Source organism: Streptococcus sanguinis (assembly GCA_013378335.1).
GTDB lineage: Bacteria > Bacillota > Bacilli > Lactobacillales > Streptococcaceae > Streptococcus > Streptococcus sanguinis_I.
In genome coordinates this window covers 2,213,792-2,232,790 of the sequence record CP040556.1, presented here as the reverse complement: position 1 = coordinate 2,232,790, position 18,999 = coordinate 2,213,792, and the positions used below count along the sequence as shown (strand labels likewise).

Here is an 18,999-nt window from a genome sequence, read left to right as displayed (position 1 = left end):
AGAACGAAGTATGACCTTTAAAAAGTTTTTAATTCTGTCTTCTGTGCTTATTGTGGTTAGTGGTTTCTTTGTTTGGAAATACTATCAGGACGAGCAAACTAAAAAAGAGAAGGAAGATTATTACAATAGCGTATATACATATAGTGGTGATTTCGAAATTGGCGATCATGTCTTTTTGGGTGATAAGGGTTTAGTAGCACAATGGATTAGTAAAGATCCAGAAGAGGATAAAGAAATTCGGAAACATATAAAAAATGATCCTAAAAGAAAAGTGGAATACAGTAATGATGATGTCGTTACTATGGGGGAGCGATTTATCATTAGGAAGAATATTAAAATAATGTCAAGAGAAAAAGGAGAGAGTACATATCGTTTATTGATTTATGATACGAAAGATCAGACTCTAAGAAAGAAAGAGATTGATATGCTGAAATGGCTTCATTCTAAGGGTGACGACTGGAATCTTGATATAGGGCCTTATGTAGCGAAAACATCGGACGGGCGTGAAGTGCTTCTAATAAATATCGCTAAATATGTGGAAAAAACAATAAATGGTAAACGAGATTCCGAGAGAGTTGTTGAAGCATATTATGTTGATTTGGAAGCGGGCAAAGTGATTGATTTTCAGCAAGGTGGGAAAAAAATTGAGAGCTTATATTATTCAATTAATAAAGATTATCAAGGGGAAAATTTACCGGGAGATAGATTGCTTAAATTTGGAATTGACTTCAACTACAACACTGTAAATTTCAAAAAGGAATTCTTTAAACAAAGTAATAATCTCCCAATTCAGAAAGAGTATCCTAAGGCTTATCAAATTCTGCAAGAAAAGAACAGTGCCTATTATCCAACTTTTAATAAAAGTCGGAGTCCGAAGGATATTCTTAATAGCCTTTCACCCCTGATACCTCAAGATAGCGATCTCTTACAAGATATAGGAATTCAATAGTCAAAAAATAGAAAGGAGACACAATGGGAACTGATACTAAACGAATTAGCCCAGACCACATAAAGGGGGTTGAAGCAAGTTTCAAGGTTGCAGATAGCCATTTGGCAGAGAAATCATCTGATTTAATAGAATCAGATGCAACAGAAAAATTATCAGCAGCAACTAGCTCAGTAAAACAAATAATTACTGATATGAGCGATACTGTAGAAAATCTGGATAAATATCTGAATTCAATAGCGGATGCTTTTGCTAAGGTGGACGGAGATTTAGCAAAAGAAATTAAAAACAATATAACTGAATCTTTTTCAAATGGAAAGTCAACCAAGCAAATGCAGGCAGAAGAAAAAGAACGGCAAAACAAAGCCAAACAGAAAGGTAACACTAAATCTAAGAAAAAAGTTCAGTATCCGTAATTATATAATGCTAGAATTTTTATGTTTATCACCACTTGAATTCATTTTCAAGTGGTTTTCTTCTATTCTTCTCTTTTTTACTCCTGTCTCATTCATTATCTTCCCTTCTCCATCCTATCTCTCGTATGGTATAATGGAACAAGGACATTTTCCTTTTAGTACTTTGAAAACTCTATATTTTTGGGGCTCGTTTCCCTACTCTGCTATTCCTTCAAAAAAAAAAAAATGAATGACCTTGGCACCGCTCAATCACTTACAGAATCTCAAAAGCTCAATCCCTGATACGGTGACCTTTATGGAGATGTATGGGGCAGAGACCTTCTCAGACCTGCAAGTCTTGCAAAAATGGCAACAGAATGCGCCTTATAAGAGTTTGGCAGTGCCTATCGGCCTGCGGGGTAAGGAAGACCTGGTCTACCTCAACCTGCACGAAAAGGCTCACGGACCGCACGGGCTGATTGCCGGGACAACGGGATCAGGGAAGTCAGAGACTATCCAGTCCTATATCCTGAGTCTGGCTGTCAACTTCCACCCGCACGATGTGGCTTTTCTGCTCATCGACTACAAGGGTGGGGGAATGGCCAATCTCTTCAAGAACCTGCCCCATCTCTTGGGAACCATTACCAACTTGGACGGGGCCCAATCCATGCGGGCGCTGGCTTCCATCAATGCGGAGATTCACCGCCGGGAGCGGCTCTTCAGAGAGTTTGAAGTCAATCATATCAACCAATATCAAAAGAAATTTAAAAACGGGGAAGCAACAGAACCCCTGCCCCATCTCTTCCTCATCTCGGATGAGTTCGCAGAGCTCAAGGTCAACCAGCCTGACTTTATCAAGGAGCTGGTATCTATCGCTCGTGTCGGTCGTTCCCTCGGGGTCCACTTGATCCTGGCTACTCAAAAGCCATCTGGGGTGGTAGATGACCAGATCTGGTCCAACTCCCGCTTTAAGCTGGCGCTCAAGGTGGCAGACCGGACGGACTCGATGGAAATGCTTAAGACGCCAGATGCGGCAGAGATTACCCAGACTGGCCGCGCCTATCTGCAGGTCGGCAATAATGAAGTCTATGAACTCTTCCAGTCAGCTTGGTCAGGGGCAGACTACCAGCCGGATAAGGATGAGCTGGGAATTGAAGACCATACCATCTACCTGATCAACGACCTAGGCCAATATGAGGTGCTCAATCAAGACCTGTCAGGTCTTGACCTAGCCGAGGATATCAAGGAAGTACCGACGGAATTAGAGGCTATTGTCAGTCAGATTCAACTATTGACAGAGAGCCAGCAGATCCCACCGGTACCACAGCCATGGCTGCCACCGCTCAAAGATAGAATCTATTCAACAGATTTACGCAAAGGAAATTTCAAAGAATTTTGGTCACATAAGAACCGACCTTTAAAAGCGGTGATTGGTTATGTGGATATACCAAGTCAACAAGCTCAATACACATTAGAACATGATTTTAATGAAGATGGGAATATTGCTCTTTTTGGTGGTCCTTTAACAGGTAAGTCTACTTTTATTCAGACTTTAACGATGGATCTGGCTCGTCAGTTCACACCTAATCAGGTGAATTTCTATTTATTAGATTTTGGAACAAACGGTCTTTTGCCGCTTCGTCAATTACCACATGTGGCTGATACGATTATGATTGACGATCAGGAGAAAATTACAAAGTTAATAAATCGTATAAAAGGAGAAATTCGATACAGAAAAGCTCTTTTGCGTAAACACATGGTAGCCAATGTCAATCTTTATCAAGAAATTAGTGGGCATCAAATACCTAAGCTATTCTTCATGTTAGATGGTTATGATGCTATCAAGGAATCTCCACTGGTGATGGAATTGGAAGATGCTTTCCAAATTATCTCTCGTGAAGGTCTGAGTCTAGGAATATATCTGGTCATTACAGCTGGTCGTATAGGGGTTGTCAAAGCGGCTTTATTAGCTAGTATCAAAACTCGTATTTCACTGAAATTAACAGATGATATAGATACTCGAAGTTTAATTGGTCGTACTCAGTTAATAATTGAAGATAAGCCTGGACGGGCAATGATAAAGCTTGATGAACCAGAAATTTTCCAAGTTGCTTTGCCAACCAAAGGAGATGACGCGTTTGAAGTAATTGAGCAAATTAGCTCTGAAGCAGGAATGATGTCAGAACAGTGGGAAGGAAGTCTACCTAAACCAATTCCGATTGTTCCAGAAGAATTGAGCTTCGATACTTTTGCGAAAACAATAAGCGTTCAAAAGGCTTTGAAGGAAAAGGCTCTACCTCTAGGTTTAGACTTTGTTAATGTTGAGAGTGTTGATATACCGATGAAAGGTTTCAAACACCTGCTATATATAGCTAACGAAGGTGAACATTTGGAGAATATTACACGCCACCTTTTAGAAATATTCACCACCCTCATTCCAAGTAAGAAAGTCATGTTTATGGATGTAGACGATGAGTATGATGGGCAATTTGACTTATTTGCCCGTATTTCTGAACCAGAAACTCTTGAGGATATGGCAAATCAGCTTATGCTTGAGTTAGAGGATCGTAAAAAAGGTGAAACTGGACACGACTTTATCATCTTTATCCCTAATTTAGAGAAATTTGTTCAGGTAAGTGGGCTGACAGGCGAACAAGTATCGGCACTCTACCAAGAGGGATGGAAATACAATATGCATTTTGTTGTTGGTGGTTTTTATTCTTATATTAGCAATAATGCTATTGGCAGCCCTGCTCGTCAGGTTAAGGCATATAATCAACATTATCTTTTGGGAATGCGCTTAACAGATCAAACAATATTAGAAAAGCCTTATAACAGCAAGGAACCTTATTTAAATAAGGATGAGGTTTATTTATATGGACGTCCATCCAGCGTTAAACTTAAAATTACAATATAAAGGAGAACACTATGTCAGTAGGAACAACTCAGGGAGTAGGTATTCAATCTGATCCGACAGCTGTTCAAAACTATGCAAATGGAATTGTCTCAGCTTATCATTCAGTAGGAAAAGAAACTGCTACAAAGGATTCTATCAGCCAATATGCTGCTTCTGGAACTATTAGTAGTCATATTGACAACGAAGTTAGTGCAAGTGAGCAAGCAGCACAGCAATCTATTGACTTCATTCAGGTTTTACATGGTATTCATGCAGAGTTTCAAACAACAGATGCAAAGATTGCCAATTATATTAACAGAAATACAGGGCCAGTCGAGTCAGGAACTGCTGGTAGTAATTCAGGAAAGAAGAAAAATAAGCAGTTATTTAGTGAGGGAACTAATTAATAATTGTTCAACTAGAAAGGAACATATATGGTAAAGGTAAATTACGCTAGCCTGCAGACACAGTCTTCCACGATGTCGTCTGCCTCACAGTCACGTGTAGCAGGCTTCAATCAGTTAATTAGTGCCTTTGACAGCTTCGGCGGCAGCGGCGGTGAGCTGATAGGAACAGGCTATGATGCAGCCCGTGCATATGCGACAAGTGTCATGAGTCCTTATTATAAAGGGTGTATTCTCTACTCTGAAGCAGTTGCGGATGCAGCGAACACACTGGCGGATAGTTATGTGGCTAAGTGTGGAGCTGAGAATTTAGATGAGGAACAGCTGCAAGCGGAGATTGATAGTGCAACGAGAGGTTGTATGGGGCTCAGCGCTTCGATTTCTGGTCTTCAATCTAAATCTAAACCAGCTGCAGGAGATGCGGAAAGAATTGGTCGCTTACAAGAACAGCTTACAGCAGCGGAAAACCAACTGACTGCTGCTCAGAAAAAACTGGATAATCTGAGGGCATTCAGTGCGGAGTCTCCAAGTGCCTGTGCCTCGGCAGATGGTTATCAGGGCTTGGTTTCTAAGGCTATGTCAGGTATTTCAGTCTCCTTTGGCGGTGGTGGCTTTGCTTTGCCGGAAGACTTATCTTGGGTGAGTGATGTTGAGCAGGGCTGGGCAGATCGGGAGATAGCCTTGGAGAACAACTATTTATCAGCACTGGATAAGGTATATAGTGGCGAATCTCTGACTGAAGCGGAGCTGACAGCGATAGAGCGATATGCGGCTGCCTATCCGGAACGCGTGGATGCTTCTGTTTTAGAGTACGTACAGCAAGCACGTCAGGTCAAGGCAGAGGAGATGAAATATCGTTCTATCATTGACAAGGTGGATGCAGGGAAAGAACTGAGCGATAGCGATACTAAGTTTATCGAAGAATATAAGAAAAATCATCCAGATGTTGGAATCAATCCAGATCTAGAAAAAGCGTCAGCAGAGAAATCAGAATATAACAAAATTGTGGAGAAAGCCCATAAAGGGAAATTATCAGATGAAGACGTCCAAATACTAATCAAATACGGTGAGAAATTCCCCGATGTAAGAATGCCTGAGGATGTGAAAAAAGCATTAAAAACATATTTAGAAGGTATAAACCAGCAATACGAAGCCCATGGGCAAACACTGGATAATATCAATACAGTAATTGACATGTTAGGTGAAGGAGCAGTTAGATTTGGTGCGTTCATTCGACGTATTAAACCATTGGTATCTGGTCCAGCTGGGCCGAATAGTTTTGTTATCGTCAATCCACAATCTATTCAAAATGCATCTAATGTGGTATCTGCAGGAAGCAATATTAGTAAATATGCAAATAGATTTGGTTATGCTCTGACAGGGATAGGTTTCGGTTTAGGAATGTATGATGATATGGTCAATAAGGACATGACACTAACAGAAGCGGTAGGACATAATTCAATTGCAACTGGACTCAGTTTAGCGATTGGTGCAATTGGCACTGGCCTCGCAGCAGCTACTCCTGTGGGATGGATGGCTTTAGGAGTGATAGCAGCAACAGCTGCAGTCAATTGGTATATAGGAGACAAATATCAAGAAGCTTATAAGAATAACAAAGAAGTTCGAGACTTTTCTACAGGAGTTGGAGAAGGACTATTACAATCTATTTCTAATCCTATGTTGCCTAATCTGTTGTGGTAATGAAAGGAGATGACTATGCGAGCGCATCATGTAAATTTTCGTTACATATTACTGGAAGATGGTAAGGAATATTTTCTATTGGATAAGTTACCGACATTGTGGGGCTATTTTTTCCCTTATCTGAATTGGTTTAGTAATCGAACGATATACCAATTGACAGAGTCGCAATTTTGGGAGATTCGAATGCGTAAAAAACATTGGTTGGAGACACTTGTAATTCCAATGCCAGTATTTTTAGCTGTTTCGGTCTGGGCAGGGCGGATACGAACTAGTGAAAGCTTAGATGCTTACCTTAATACACCTCGCTTCTCATTCACTGAAAGATTGATTTATTGGTTTCTTGCTTTTATACTAGCATTAGTATTTGCAAATCTAGTCCATTTTTTATCATCTCGATCTTTGGCAAAGAAATTTAATTTTAGTCTTTATAAAAAAGAACAAGGGAAAATAAAATTAGCTAAATTAGCTCCTTGGATGAAAAAGCAGTTTATGATCGTTTTGATTCTCAACTTCCTAATTTTTTTGTTTAGCTATCTCATTTTAAACTGGGGAACTCTAATCTTCCTGATATTTCATGGTCTTATGTTACTAATTGGTTTACTTTTAGCAGGTGATCTAAGCTATAGTGAGAATTGTCAATATATAATAGAAAGAAAAGAGGAGAAATAATGTATCCAATTGGAACGATTATCCTTCTAAATGAAGGTGAACGTAAAATTATGATTTTAAATCGAGGTGCTCTTTGTAAGAATGAAGAGGGACAGATAAACTATTTTGATTATTCGGGCTGTATCTACCCTGTTGGTCTTGATCCGCAAGTTCCCATGATTTACTTCAATGAGGAAAATATTGCTCAGGTAATATATGAAGGGTATAGAGATTCAGAAGAACAAAACTATTTGAAATTATATAAAGAGTGGGAACATTCTTCGCAAAATCCCTACCCCAAGGGTAAAGTAACTGATTCTTTAAAGTAGTATCAAATTGTAGAGAAGTTGGTATTTAATCGATAATTTAAAATCTAAAGATATTTAAGAAAGGTTTCTCTTTTCGGAGTCTCCTCTCTTTTGATTTAAAAGAGGTTATATTTAGTTTAGGTAAACAGCACAAACAGATTAGCTGAGGTAAAATGATATAGAGGTTATAATGAAAAAAGGAAAATCGAAGCAAGATCAGCTGGACGAGTTATATCGTCGTCAGTATGAACTGCAACATAAAATAGATGATTTGGATGTTGAATATCGTCAGTTTAAGGTGACGCGGGAGGATGTAATGTCCTCACAAGGCAGCGCCCTATTTCACTTTAAGAACTTGTTGGATATAGGGGTGACTTCGTCACATTCAGCATTCTATCATTATCTTTTAGATGATATTGAGGCGACTACACGGACTTTGGAAGTTGACTTTGAGGAAGAAGACAAAGCGATTAAGAAACGTTACCAAGCTTATCAAACGCAGTTAACTGCTCTGTATGATCAGCGTAAAAAACTGGAGCGTGATAAGCAATAGGTTGATAAAGTTTTAGCTAAAAATTTCAGCAATCTAAATTCACTAACAGAAAGGAAGTATATGGTAAAGGTAAATTACGCTAGCCTGCAGACACAGTCTTCTACGATGTCGTCTGCCTCACAGTCACGTGTAGCGGGCTTCAACCAGTTGATTAGTGCCTTTGACAGCTTTGGCGGCAGCGGCGGTGAGCTGATAGGAACAGGCTATGATGCTGCTCGTGCATATGCGACAAGTGTCATGAGTCCTTATTATAAAGGGTGCATTCTCTATTCTGAAGCCGTTGCGGATGCGGCGAACACACTGGCGGATAGTTATGCGGCCAAGTGTGGGGCTGAGAATTTAGATGAGGAACAGCTGCAAGCGGAGATTGATAGTGCAACGAGAGGTTGTATGAGTCTCAGCGCTTCGATTTCTGGTCTTCAATCTAAAGCTAAACCAGCTGCAGGAGATGCGGCAAGAATTAGCAGTTTACAAAATCATCTTACAGCAGCGGAAAATCAACTGACTGAGGCCCAGGAAAAACTGGCTAATCTGAGGGCTTTCAGCGCAGAGTCACCAAGCGCCTGCGCGTCAGCAGATGGTTATCAGGGCTTGGTTTCTCAGGCGATGTCAGGTATTTCAGTCTCCTTTGGCGGTGGTGGCTTTGCTTTGCCAGAGGACTTATCTTGGGTGAGTGATGTTGAGCAGGGCTGGGCAGATCGAGAGATAGCAATGGAGAACAACTATCTATCAGCGTTGGAGAAAGTAAAAAATGGCGAATCTCTGACTGAAGCGGAGCTGACAGCAATAGAACGATATGCGGCAGCCTATCCAGGGAGCGTAGATGATTCCGTCATTGATAAAGTTAGGAATATCCGCCAAGTAGATAAAAAATATCGCTCAGTTTTATCTAACTTGGATGCAGGTAAGGAACTGAATGAGGATGACATTGGTGTTCTAAAGGACTATGCAAAGAGTTATCCAAATAGAGTGTCGGATTATATTAAAGATGTATTGAAGGAGGAAAGTGATAAGAAAATTGTAGAAACTTTAAAAAATGCTCCTCGTGATATTTTTACAACAACTGCAGTGGAAAAAATAAGCAGTGCTGCTGAAGATAAGATTATTGACGTTGGTGCTAAAAAAGCGACGGAAAAAAGTGCTGAGATATTTGCAAACAGATATTCAACAGTCTTGAGCAACGGGAAAATCATGGGGAAGACACCAGGAGCTACTAGAGCTGCTAGAGAAGCGGCTGAGAATTCTATTAAAGGGACATCTAAAGCTATTGGTAAAAGTGTTAGTACAGGAATTGGTTTAATAGCAGGTGTTGGCATTGACATGCTGTTTGGGGATTCTGCAGAAGTTGCTTGGGGGAAAGAAATTACTAATACTGTAACGACTGCAGGAGCCATTGCTTTGATTGAAGGAGGGAGTGTAGTGTTGGCTTCGGTGGGGATGATGGCTAATCCAATAAGTTTAGGATTGGGCGCTACAGTTGCTATAGGTGTAGGTATAGCATATGCAAATGAATGGGCGAGAGAGACTTTCCCAGAGGTGAAAAAATTTGAAGATAATGTTGGGAAAGCTGTTGTTTCTGGTTGGAATAATATGGTTAATGGAGTCAAAGGGTTATTTTCATGGTAAATGTATATAGAGTTAAAGGCCAAGTTTTTAATATCACATTGAATGATAGGGTGGTGCAAAAAGGTTGGTATCTGCTTGTGACAGATTTAGGTCAAGAATATCTTGTGCAAAGAAATTATAGTCTATCTTCTAAGAGATTTTTTAAAATTTATCAAACGGAATATTCATTATATAATCATATTGCTAATCAAGGATTGAATAGCACTAAGCGATTGACTAATTTAGGCATAGCAATTGTGTTATCAGCATTTATCCGTTGGCTGACTCCATTTGAGTTATGGTTAGGTCCGACAAATCATGCAGCAAGTTTAGTTCAAGGTAGTATAAATCTATTGATCTTAGTTCTTGTTTTATTAATTTCATTTTTCTTGGTGTCCTGGTATAGGAAAATTAGACTTAAAAATTTTCTTAGAGAACGAAATGCGGATTTAAGCTACACTGGAAAAGTTAGGTCGTTGACGCCATTAAAAACAGTGAAAGAAGGGATTGGTTTTTGGTGATTATGAAAGCGGTTTTTATAAAAATAGTTGCTTATGCATTTTTATTTCTTGTTTTTATTTTTCCAATATTTTTATTTTCCTATTTTGTTCAGTTGAGACTGTTTTTGATTATACCAATTATACTTTATATCATTTTATTTTATAATGGGATTGTTATTAACGAAAACAATCAGATTGTAGAATTTGAAATAGAAGAGAAAACAAAGTGAGATCATCTTACAAGAAAATAACATTTATATAGATATTTAAAGGAGAGCAGGAATGAAAACAAATAAGTTATTGACATTAGGTAGTGTGGTTTATTTAGAGGGTGGAGCAATACCAGTAATGATAGTTTTACGCCATCCGATTTTTAGCATCAAGGAGGAACTTTGTTATTTTGATTATGCAGGTGTAAATCAGTTGATTGGGTTAGAACCAGAAAAAATAACCTACTTTAATCATGAGGACATAAGTGAAGTGGTTTTTGAAGGATATGCAAGTGAAAATGAGGAACGAATTCAAAAAGGATTATCTGAATGGATTAAGGAACATCCGGAAATACCTAAGGCAGATGTTGATAAAATTAATTTAGCATTAAATGATAAATAGATTGTAATTAATAGTAGTTATTAAAGATGTGTTAGACGTGATAATTATGGAAAAATAAAAAATCACTAATAAAGAATTAACTGCTACAGATGTAAAAGCGATTGAAAAGTACTTAAATTCTCATTCTGATGTATCTTTCACTGATGCTCAACGTAAGAAGTTTGAAGAAGCCCAAGTTACAATTGATTATAAAGCAATTTTAAATAAGGCTAAGAAGCAAGGAGGATCTGCTAGCTACACAGATAAAGATATTAATACTCTCAGAGCTTACTATCAAAGTCATCCAGATGAAGATGTACCGGATTACTTAGCAGAATCTTTGAATGGCTTTAATATTCAAGGAGTAGCTAAGGGAGTATCGTATGCATCTAGTGCGGCGGATTATAAACTTCTATTTACTAGTAGTTTTGTGGAAAAGTGCAGAAACAGTTAACGCAATTAGTAATGGAGCATGGACTGGTAACAATACTTTGGATAAATTGCGAAGTCTTAAAGAGGCTGCGAAAAATTCTGATAGTATGAAATTATTAGATAAAGCAGACGAACTTGTAGATGTGGCAGATGACGCAGGGAAATTTACGAAGCTTGGTGGAAAAGTTAGCAACCATTTAGGTAAAATGGGTGTTATTGGTTCACTGGCTTCAGGTGTATCGACTTATCTGGAGCGAAAAGATAAGTATGGTGATGAGGTTGCTCTGCAGGATGCGGCAGCCCATACTGGAATAACTGCAACTTCAACTATTATAGGCTCTGTGATTGGCTCAGCTATACCAATTCCTGTTGTTGGAACACTTGCTGGTGCCTATCTAGGTACTGTAATTGGTAATTTCTTATCGACGACCTACGATGAAGCTAGACACGATAAAGTTGAATTTTCTGATTATAAAGATGTTTTAAAACTGTGGTGATTGAATATGAGAAAAATAATTTTTATTGGACAGAGCGGTGATGAAGCCGTCTACTATAACACGCGAACAAAAGAGGCTTTGGCAGCCGATAAGAGTGCCTTGTTAAATACAGAAGGGGCTAGGAAGACCAATAAGGCCATTATTCCTTTGATGTTGGTTTTCATTTTCTTAGGTTTGATAGGGGGAATGGTAGCTATACCAGCTTTTTCCGGTTTTCGATACAGCAGCTGGATGGTTCCGCCTTATATCGCTGCCCAGTTCTTTGTCTGCTTTGGCTTTATATGGATGATGGAAGAGGCCTTGTATAAAGAAGTGAAGCAGGTTCAGGGGGCAAGTTCTCAACAGTTTGCGAAAGCCGTTGATTCAAATCTGTTTTGGGAAAATTTTAGCAAGAAAAAAGCGACGTTTGGGAAGATGATAGTTTTTCTAATAATACAGTTACTAATTATATTTTTAGCATTTATAGGAATTGCTACCATACCAAATATTGTAAATTCATTTATAAGGCAGGAGAAATTTGATGCACAAATTTTATTTTCATTATTGATAGGTCTCTTTCCTGCCTTGTTGTACCTTTTCTTATTCCAAAACAACCCCATCCGCTGGTTATTAGCCGTGCGGAAGTATGAGCAAGGGAAAGTGGTATTTGTAGAAGAAAAGGAGAAGCAACATGAGTGAAACATTATTACCATTGGGAACAGTGGTCAGACTAAAAGATCAAACAGAACTAATTATTATCGGCAGGGGTTCGCTAGTAGAGCAAAATCAAGAACCTGTATATTTTGAGTATACAAGTGTTCTTGTACCAACTGGTTATCAGCAAGCTGATCAGCTTTATTTCTTTAATCACAGTGATATTCGTGAGGTTGTATTTATGGGATATAAGAATGATGCTGAAATAGAATTTGAATCTAATTTTTATCAGCTAGTTAAAAAGGCTGGTTTTAAAAAAGGAGTTACAGAGCCATAAGTTTGTTTTGATAATTTAATGATTATTTTAAAAACTATACTTCTGTTTATTACAAAGTATAGTTTTTGATTATTTAATTTTAAGAGGTTATAATGAAAAAAGAAAAATCGAAGCAAGAACAGCTGGATGAGTTACATCGTCGTCAGTATGAACTGCAACATAAAATAGATGATTTGGATGTTGAATATCGTCAATTTAAGGTGACGCGAGAAGATGTGATGTCCTCACAAGGCAGCGCCCTATTTCACTTTAAGAGCTTGTTGGATATGGGGGTGACTTCGTCTCATTCAGCTTTCTATCATTATCTGTTAGATGATATTGAGTCTACTACACGGATGCTGGAAGTTGACTTTGAGGAAGAAGACAAAGCGATTAAAAAGCGTTACCAAGCCTATCAGACGCAATTAACTGCTCTGCATGATCAGCGTAAAAAGTTGGAGCGTGATAAGCGATAGGTTGATAAAGTTTTAGCTAAATATTTCAGCAATCTAAATTCACTAACAGAAAGGAAGTATATGGTAAAGGTAAATTACGCTAGCCTGCAGACACAATCTTCTACGATGTCGTCTGCCTCACAGTCACGTGTAGCAGGCTTCAACCAGTTGATTAGTGCCTTTGACAGCTTTGGCGGCAGCGGCGGTGAGCTGATAGGAACAGGCTATGATGCTGCTCGTGCATATGCGACAAGTGTGAAAAGGCAACACTTTTCTATACAAAATTTATAAAGTGTTTTTTGTTAAGTGCTGATTCGCTTAGCGATTGGGGTTTGATAGTTAAGACTGCTGTGAATGCGATGATGATTCCACCAGTAAACGTAGTCCTTTGTTTTAAGGGTTAGTTCTTTCAGCGAATGGAAGGTTTCTTGGTTGACAAACTCGAGTTTGAAGGCACGGTAAGTACTCTCAGAAACGGCGTTGTCATAGGGACAAGCTGCTTGACTTAGAGACCGAGCGATGCCAAATGCCTCTAGCATCTCATCAATCAGCTGGTTATCAAACTCCTTACCACGGTCAGAATGGAACAGCTTGACTTTGGTAAGCGCGTAAGGAATGCTTTGAATGGCTTGTTTGACGAGCTCTGCAGTCTTATGCCACCCAACTGACAGACCAATAATTTCACGGTTGAAGAGGTCAATGATCAAACAAACATAAGCCCAACGATTTCCAACACGGACGTAGGTCAAATCTGTTACAATTGCTTCAAGTGGCTTTTCTTGGTCAAATTGTCGAGCCAATAGGTTTGGAATAGGTGCTTCATTTTTCCCTTTAGAATTCGATTTGAAGGCAGCCTTCTGGTAGACGGATACGAGATTCAATCGCTTCATGATGCGACGAATCCGCCGACGAGACAAGATAATCCCTTCGTTTTCCAGACATTTCTTGAGTTTTCTAGCACCATATCTAGACTTGCTCTCACGGAAAATGGTTTTAATCATTTCTTCAAGCTCTGCCTCAGACTTTGGTTCTATGGCTTTGTAGTAATAGCTAGCACGAGGGATGTTCAAGCAATGACACATGGCTGAAATGCAATATTTATCCTTATTAGCAGTGATTACTTCCCTTTTTGTGCCATAATCACTGCCGCTTGCTTTAAGATATCTAATTGCATTTCAAGCTCTTTATTTTGCTTCCTAAGAGCAATGAGCTCACGTTGTTCATCAGTGAGATTATCAACAGACTTAAAGGAACCAGTCGTTCTTGCCTGTTTGACCCACTTATCAAAGGTAGAGGGTGTTAAATCATATTCTTTGATAAGCTCACTTCGTTTCATACCAGCATTATGAAGATCAACGATTTGTTGTTTGAAGTCATCTGTGAAGTGACGGCGAGTTTTTCTAGACATATTGTTCTCCTCTTTTCTTTAGTGTAGAACACTTTATAAAATCTGTCTAGTTTAGTGTAACCGATTCACTGATGATATAGAATTTTTAAATGAAAACAATATAGCAGATGGTGCGTCATTGATGGATGATAAGTACGGTCTTATTACGTATGCATCAGGAAAAATCCCTGTCAGCGAAGTAACCATTTTACGTCGTAGAAAGGATTTGCCAGTAGACCGAAGGAGAAAAATATGAAATCAGTTAGTTTTACAATAAAAAGCAACCAATCACTAAGGATTGGTGAGCTACTTCAAGCAGATCTTTTTGAATGTTACAGCGTTTCCGCTAAGGATGCAGGTTTGAAACCCTTTGCAGACTCTCTTATTTCGGATTTCCATTCGGTTCAGTTTGGAGTCAAAGGGAAGTCTAGTCTAGGATTCCGTCTATCCTTTGATAGTCAAGTTTATCAGGTATCTGTTCCAGATTTGGCGACTGCTTCTGACTGGACTGGTGCCTTGATGTTCTTGAAAACCTTGCTCCTTATCTTAGATGTAAATGTGTGCGAACATGATGGCGTGGACTATGATAAAGATTCCATTCTTGATTTTCATTTCACTGATATCTTCTTGGCAGCTCTTTCAGAATTGACTAAGGAAGTAAAAGTTCATCCTATCGTGGAAATTATGGGAGTGAAACGTCCTATTTACATCAATGAACTCTACCTAGGGCAGATTATCCATGTTCCGGACGAGCAACTTTTGAATAGCTATGATCAGCGTTTGCGCTTTACCCAACAGCTAAATGCTTATTACTCTGAGCAGCAAGTTTTTAAAGTAGAGCAGGATGGTGAAGATATCATCATTCCTATCAATTATCTAAATAGTGAAGCACGGACAGTCTTGCTGGCTCAACCAGAGCTAGAACCTCAATATTTACAACAATATCAAGGAAGTAAGGTAGCAGTTGCACGGCTATTCATCATGACAGCCGATGGCGAAAAATTAGCCGAAGTTCCTTATCGTCAGTACTTAGAGTCATTGACTGAAGGCATCTATATGCTGGATGCCAAATATGTTCTTGTTGACCCGATTTCGCCTGAAACTTTACAGGAAATATTGGAAAAACTAGAGTTATAAGCGATAAAATCACTGAGATAAGAACTTTCTACTAGTCTGTTGGCGATCTAATTACAAATTAATTGTTTAAAAAATGTATGGATATCCACCTGAACTTAGCTTTGCGCCTCATTCCTCTACTTGCTATTCTCCAAAAGTTTCCGGTTTCCGTCCTAACCTTCCTTTCTTATGCTATAATAGTCTATAGAAAGTCGAGGGAATGATGAAGAAAATATTATTGGTGGCTCTGGTGTAGGGGTTTGCTATCTTTGTGATTACAGGTCTGCTTTGTTTATTTATGCGGGGGGATTTTTTCTTCCGTGCTTTGGCGCCGATTTTTGGTCTGGCAGCGGGAGGTTTTCGTTTCTTGACGTCCATGGTGACAAAAGCATTTGCGCCTATTCTTTATGAGGATGGCAAGAAAAAGGAATAATCTATAGAGTAGACAGTAGGTCTGGGGTCGTTTGCCTCAGGCCTTTCTTTTTCTCCTCCCTTTCCCACTATATCTCTCATATGGTATAATGGAACAAGGAAATTTTCCTTTTAGTACTTTGAAAACTCTATATTTTTGAGGCTCGTTTCCCTGCTCTGCTATTCCTTCAAAAAAATAAAATGACGGACCTTGGCACCGCTCAATCACTTGCAGAATCTCAAGAGCTCCATCCCTGATACGGTCACCTTTATGGAGATGTATGGGGCAGAGACCTTCTCGGACCTGCAAGTCTTGCAAAAATGGCAACAGAACGCACCTTATAAGAGCTTGGCAGTGCCTATCGGCCTGCGGGGGAAAGAAGACCTGGTCTACCTCAACCTGCATGAAAAAGCTCACGGGCCACACGGGCTGATTGCCGGGACAACGGGATCTGGGAAGTCCGAGACTATCCAGTCCTATATCCTGAGTCTGGCTGTCAACTTCCACCCACACGATGTGGCCTTTCTGCTCATCGACTACAAGGGTGGGGGAATGGCCAATCTCTTCAAGAACCTGCCTCATCTCTTGGGAACCATTACCAACTTGGACGGGGCCCAATCCATGCGGGCGCTGGCTTCCATCAATGCGGAGATTCACCGCCGGGAGCGGCTCTTCAGAGAGTTTGAAGTCAATCACATCAACCAATATCAAAAGAAATTTAAAAACGGGGAAGCAACAGAACCCCTGCCCCATCTCTTCCTCATCTCGGATGAGTTCGCAGAGCTCAAGGTCAATCAGCCTGACTTTATCAAGGAGCTGGTATCTATCGCTCGTGTCGGTCGTTCCCTCGGGGTCCACTTGATCCTGGCTACTCAAAAGCCATCTGGGGTGGTAGATGACCAGATCTGGTCCAACTCCCGCTTTAAGCTGGCGCTCAAGGTGGCAGACCGGACGGACTCGATGGAAATGCTTAAGACGCCAGATGCGGCAGAGATTACCCAGACTGGCCGCGCCTATCTGCAGGTCGGCAATAATGAAGTCTATGAACTCTTCCAGTCAGCTTGGTCAGGGGCAGACTACCAGCCGGATAAGGATGAGCTGGGAATTGAAGACCATACCATCTACCTGATCAACGACCTAGGCCAATATGAGGTGCTCAATCAAGACCTGTCAGGTCTTGACTTAGCCGAGGATATCAAGGAAGTACCGACGGAATTAGAGGCTATTGTCAGTCAGATTCAACTATTGACAGAGAGCCAGCAGATCCCACCGGTACCACAGCCATGGCTGCCACCGCTTAAAGAGCGGATGACCCTACAGGAGCTGGAACCGATCCAGCCGCAGGAAGCCTGGGAGCAAAAGAAGCCGATCTCCGTCCTTCTGGGAATGGCGGATATTCCGCAGGCTCAGAAGAAAGAGCCGGTCTCTGTCAACCTGTCCAAGGATGGGCATATCCTGCTCTACGGAAGTCCTGGTACAGGGAAGACAACCTTCCTGCAGAGTGCGGCTATGGACTTGGCTCGCAAGTTCAGTCCCAAAGATATCACGCTCTACCTGATGGATTTCGGTACTAATGGTCTGGCACCACTGGGTCAATTACCGCAGGTGGCCGATACCTTGCTTTTGGATCAGACGGAGAAGATTGCCAAGTTTGTCCGCATCATGGAGCGGGAGCTCAACCGGCGTAAGAAGCTCTTGTCGGACTACGGCGTTGGGACCTTGGAGCTCTACCGCCAGGCTAGCGGTCAGCAAGAGCCGGCTATTGTCATCCTGCTGGACAGCTATGAGTCCATGAAGGAAGAGGCCTATGAGGCGGAGCTCTTCAAGCTTTTGGTACGGATCTCTCGTGAAGGTCTCAGCATCGGTGTTCACCTCTTGGTGACAGCGGGCCGTCAGTCCAACCTTCGGGCACAGTTCTACGCTAACTTCAAGCACCAGCTGAGTCTGCCGCAGAATGATGTGGGAGAAGTCCGCTCTATCGTGGGCTCTACCCCACTGGCGAAAACGATGGAAGACATCAAGGGTCGGGCGCTTATGAAGCGTGACGAGGTTGATGTCATCCAGCTAGCTCTGCCAGTAGCGGGTGCCAATGATGCGCAGGTCCTCAACAACCTGCGTCAAGAAGTCGCTTCTCTCCAAGAAGCTTGGACAGGACAACGACCAAGTGCCATTCCGATGGTACCAGAGGAGTTGACGATTGATGGATTTATGAACCTACCGACCACTAAGGAAGCCATTGAGAATCACGAGCTACCAATTGGTGTGGAATTTGAAGAAGTTCAGACGGTTAGTCTGCCGTTTAGTAAATTTAAACATCTGCTCGTGTTATCTGATAAAGATACTGCTATGACTGCTGTAACAAACCATATGATAAGAATATTGCTTCATATGTTTAACAAAGAGATGATTACCATTTTTGATTCAATTGCGGAACACAGTCAGTTTTCAGATAATGTAGGTAATTATATAGGCTATGATATGGATTGCCGTTCGACACTTGAGTCCTTGAAGGAAAGGGTTCTTATGGCTAGAAAACAACGTAGTACTTTTGAACATTTTGTTGTTATAACGGATGTCTCACAGTTTGTTTCGCAAAGTAACATTGAACCTAATGAGCTTGCTCTCCTAATAGAGGAAGGACAGAGAGTAGGACTTCATTTCATCTTTGTTACCCACAAAACATATCTTGCCAGTTATACAGACATAACTAAATACATGAAAGCTCATTTAGACACAGCTCTCATAGCTATGAAAATGAGTGATCAAAGTATCTTTACTCGCTCATCTATGGGACGAGAGGAGCCACTGTTAGATGATCAAATTTACTTCCACTATCAGAACGTGCAAGTAAAACTAAAGATTACAAAATAACTAAAGAAACGAGGAAGTGATTAAGATGTCTAAGGAACAGTATTTGCAAATAAAAAAAGAGTATAGAATCAGACTTTTTTTGATATTTTGTCTTTTTATTCTATTTTCTATTCTTTATTGTATGCTTCTATTCAGTTCTTCCAGATACATACCGTTCTTCTCAGCCTCAATAGTGACTTTAGGATCTATAAATCAATTTCTTATTGTTCCTTTTTTGAAACAAAAAAAATCTATTGAAGAGGAGCATCCAGATTGGAAAGAACTGAGTCCAAAAGGAGTGAAGCTTCCTAGTAAGGAAGCAACAGATTGAAGACAAAGTCCTAAGAACAGAAG

The 18,999-nt window shown here is 40.3% G+C and carries 18 protein-coding genes and 3 pseudogenes; 20 read left to right on the top strand and 1 reads right to left on the bottom strand.

Features of this window, described 5'->3' with window-relative positions:
- Positions 1-10: 10 nt before the first annotated feature.
- The 16 genes from FFV08_11525 to FFV08_11450 all read left to right on the top strand — a co-directional run bounded on the left by FFV08_11525 (position 11) and on the right by FFV08_11450 (position 13,171).
- Complete coding sequence (locus FFV08_11525) at positions 11-949, top strand: hypothetical protein (protein QLB53148.1); 939 nt, start codon at positions 11-13, stop codon at positions 947-949.
- 23 nt (positions 950-972) lie between these two features.
- Positions 973-1,362 (top strand): hypothetical protein, encoded by a 390-nt coding sequence (locus FFV08_11520; GenBank protein ID QLB53147.1) that lies wholly within the window; start codon positions 973-975, stop codon positions 1,360-1,362.
- A 229-nt stretch (positions 1,363-1,591) separates the two neighbouring features.
- A complete protein-coding gene (essC, locus tag FFV08_11515) occupies positions 1,592-4,258 on the top strand; it encodes a type VII secretion protein EssC (protein QLB53146.1) in 2,667 nt (888 codons plus the stop codon).
- 11 nt (positions 4,259-4,269) lie between these two features.
- Positions 4,270-4,644, top strand: a complete 375-nt coding sequence (locus tag FFV08_11510) for a TIGR04197 family type VII secretion effector (GenBank protein ID QLB53145.1) — start codon at positions 4,270-4,272, stop codon at positions 4,642-4,644.
- Between the two features lie 27 nt (positions 4,645-4,671).
- On the top strand, positions 4,672-6,342 hold the full coding sequence (locus tag FFV08_11505) for a hypothetical protein (GenBank protein ID QLB53144.1): 1,671 nt from the start codon (positions 4,672-4,674) through the stop codon (positions 6,340-6,342).
- A gap of 15 nt (positions 6,343-6,357) precedes the next feature.
- Positions 6,358-7,011: a DUF443 family protein gene (locus tag FFV08_11500; protein QLB53143.1), complete on the top strand. Its 654-nt coding sequence runs from the start codon at positions 6,358-6,360 to the stop codon at positions 7,009-7,011.
- A complete protein-coding gene (locus FFV08_11495) occupies positions 7,011-7,319 on the top strand; it encodes a DUF4176 domain-containing protein (protein ID QLB53142.1) in 309 nt (102 codons plus the stop codon). The genes FFV08_11500 and FFV08_11495 overlap by 1 nt, the downstream gene beginning before the upstream one ends.
- Before the next feature lie 169 nt (positions 7,320-7,488).
- Positions 7,489-7,851: a hypothetical protein gene (locus FFV08_11490; GenBank protein QLB53141.1), complete on the top strand. Its 363-nt coding sequence runs from the start codon at positions 7,489-7,491 to the stop codon at positions 7,849-7,851.
- A 60-nt stretch (positions 7,852-7,911) separates the two neighbouring features.
- Positions 7,912-9,477, top strand: a complete 1,566-nt coding sequence (locus FFV08_11485) for a hypothetical protein (protein QLB53140.1) — start codon at positions 7,912-7,914, stop codon at positions 9,475-9,477.
- Positions 9,471-9,977 carry a hypothetical protein gene (locus tag FFV08_11480; GenBank protein ID QLB53139.1) on the top strand — a complete coding sequence of 169 codons (507 nt, stop codon included), beginning with the start codon at positions 9,471-9,473 and terminating at the stop codon, positions 9,975-9,977. The genes FFV08_11485 and FFV08_11480 overlap by 7 nt, the downstream gene beginning before the upstream one ends.
- Positions 9,978-10,238: 261 nt before the next feature.
- Complete coding sequence (locus tag FFV08_11475) at positions 10,239-10,568, top strand: DUF4176 domain-containing protein (protein ID QLB53138.1); 330 nt, start codon at positions 10,239-10,241, stop codon at positions 10,566-10,568.
- Positions 10,569-10,930: 362 nt separating this feature from the next.
- On the top strand, positions 10,931-11,476 hold the full coding sequence (locus tag FFV08_11470; GenBank protein QLB53137.1) for a hypothetical protein: 546 nt from the start codon (positions 10,931-10,933) through the stop codon (positions 11,474-11,476).
- 6 nt (positions 11,477-11,482) lie between these two features.
- Positions 11,483-12,154, top strand: coding sequence for a hypothetical protein (locus tag FFV08_11465; GenBank protein QLB53136.1), 672 nt, complete (start codon positions 11,483-11,485; stop codon positions 12,152-12,154).
- Positions 12,147-12,446 (top strand): DUF4176 domain-containing protein, encoded by a 300-nt coding sequence (locus tag FFV08_11460; protein ID QLB53135.1) that lies wholly within the window; start codon positions 12,147-12,149, stop codon positions 12,444-12,446. Before FFV08_11465 ends, FFV08_11460 begins: the two co-directional genes overlap by 8 nt.
- A 92-nt stretch (positions 12,447-12,538) precedes the next feature.
- Positions 12,539-12,901 carry a hypothetical protein gene (locus FFV08_11455; protein QLB53134.1) on the top strand — a complete coding sequence of 121 codons (363 nt, stop codon included), beginning with the start codon at positions 12,539-12,541 and terminating at the stop codon, positions 12,899-12,901.
- Positions 12,902-12,961: 60 nt separating this feature from the next.
- The gene (locus tag FFV08_11450; protein QLB53133.1) at positions 12,962-13,171 is read left to right on the top strand and encodes a hypothetical protein; all 210 of its coding nucleotides are present in this window, start codon (positions 12,962-12,964) and stop codon (positions 13,169-13,171) included.
- Positions 13,172-13,182: 11 nt separating this feature from the next.
- Here the strand turns inward: FFV08_11450 and FFV08_11445 are convergent.
- Positions 13,183-14,288, bottom strand: a protein-coding gene (locus tag FFV08_11445; GenBank protein QLB53132.1) for an IS3 family transposase whose coding sequence is annotated in 2 segments (ribosomal slippage) — positions 13,183-14,012 and positions 14,012-14,288 — 1,107 coding nt in all. Because the reading frame shifts where the segments join, the coding sequence is not laid out codon by codon here.
- 231 nt (positions 14,289-14,519) lie between these two features.
- On the opposite strand from FFV08_11445, the gene FFV08_11440 reads away from it, so the two are divergent.
- The 4 genes and pseudogenes from FFV08_11440 (at position 14,520) to FFV08_11425 (ending at position 18,970) form a co-directional block, all read left to right on the top strand.
- On the top strand, positions 14,520-15,404 hold the full coding sequence (locus FFV08_11440; GenBank protein ID QLB53131.1) for a DUF4299 family protein: 885 nt from the start codon (positions 14,520-14,522) through the stop codon (positions 15,402-15,404).
- Between the two features lie 199 nt (positions 15,405-15,603).
- Positions 15,604-15,816 (top strand): annotated as a pseudogene (locus tag FFV08_11435) (hypothetical protein).
- Between the two features lie 183 nt (positions 15,817-15,999).
- Positions 16,000-18,666: pseudogene (gene essC / locus FFV08_11430) on the top strand (type VII secretion protein EssC).
- Positions 18,667-18,691: 25 nt separating this feature from the next.
- Positions 18,692-18,970 (top strand): annotated as a pseudogene (locus tag FFV08_11425) (hypothetical protein).
- Positions 18,971-18,999 lie beyond the last annotated feature (29 nt).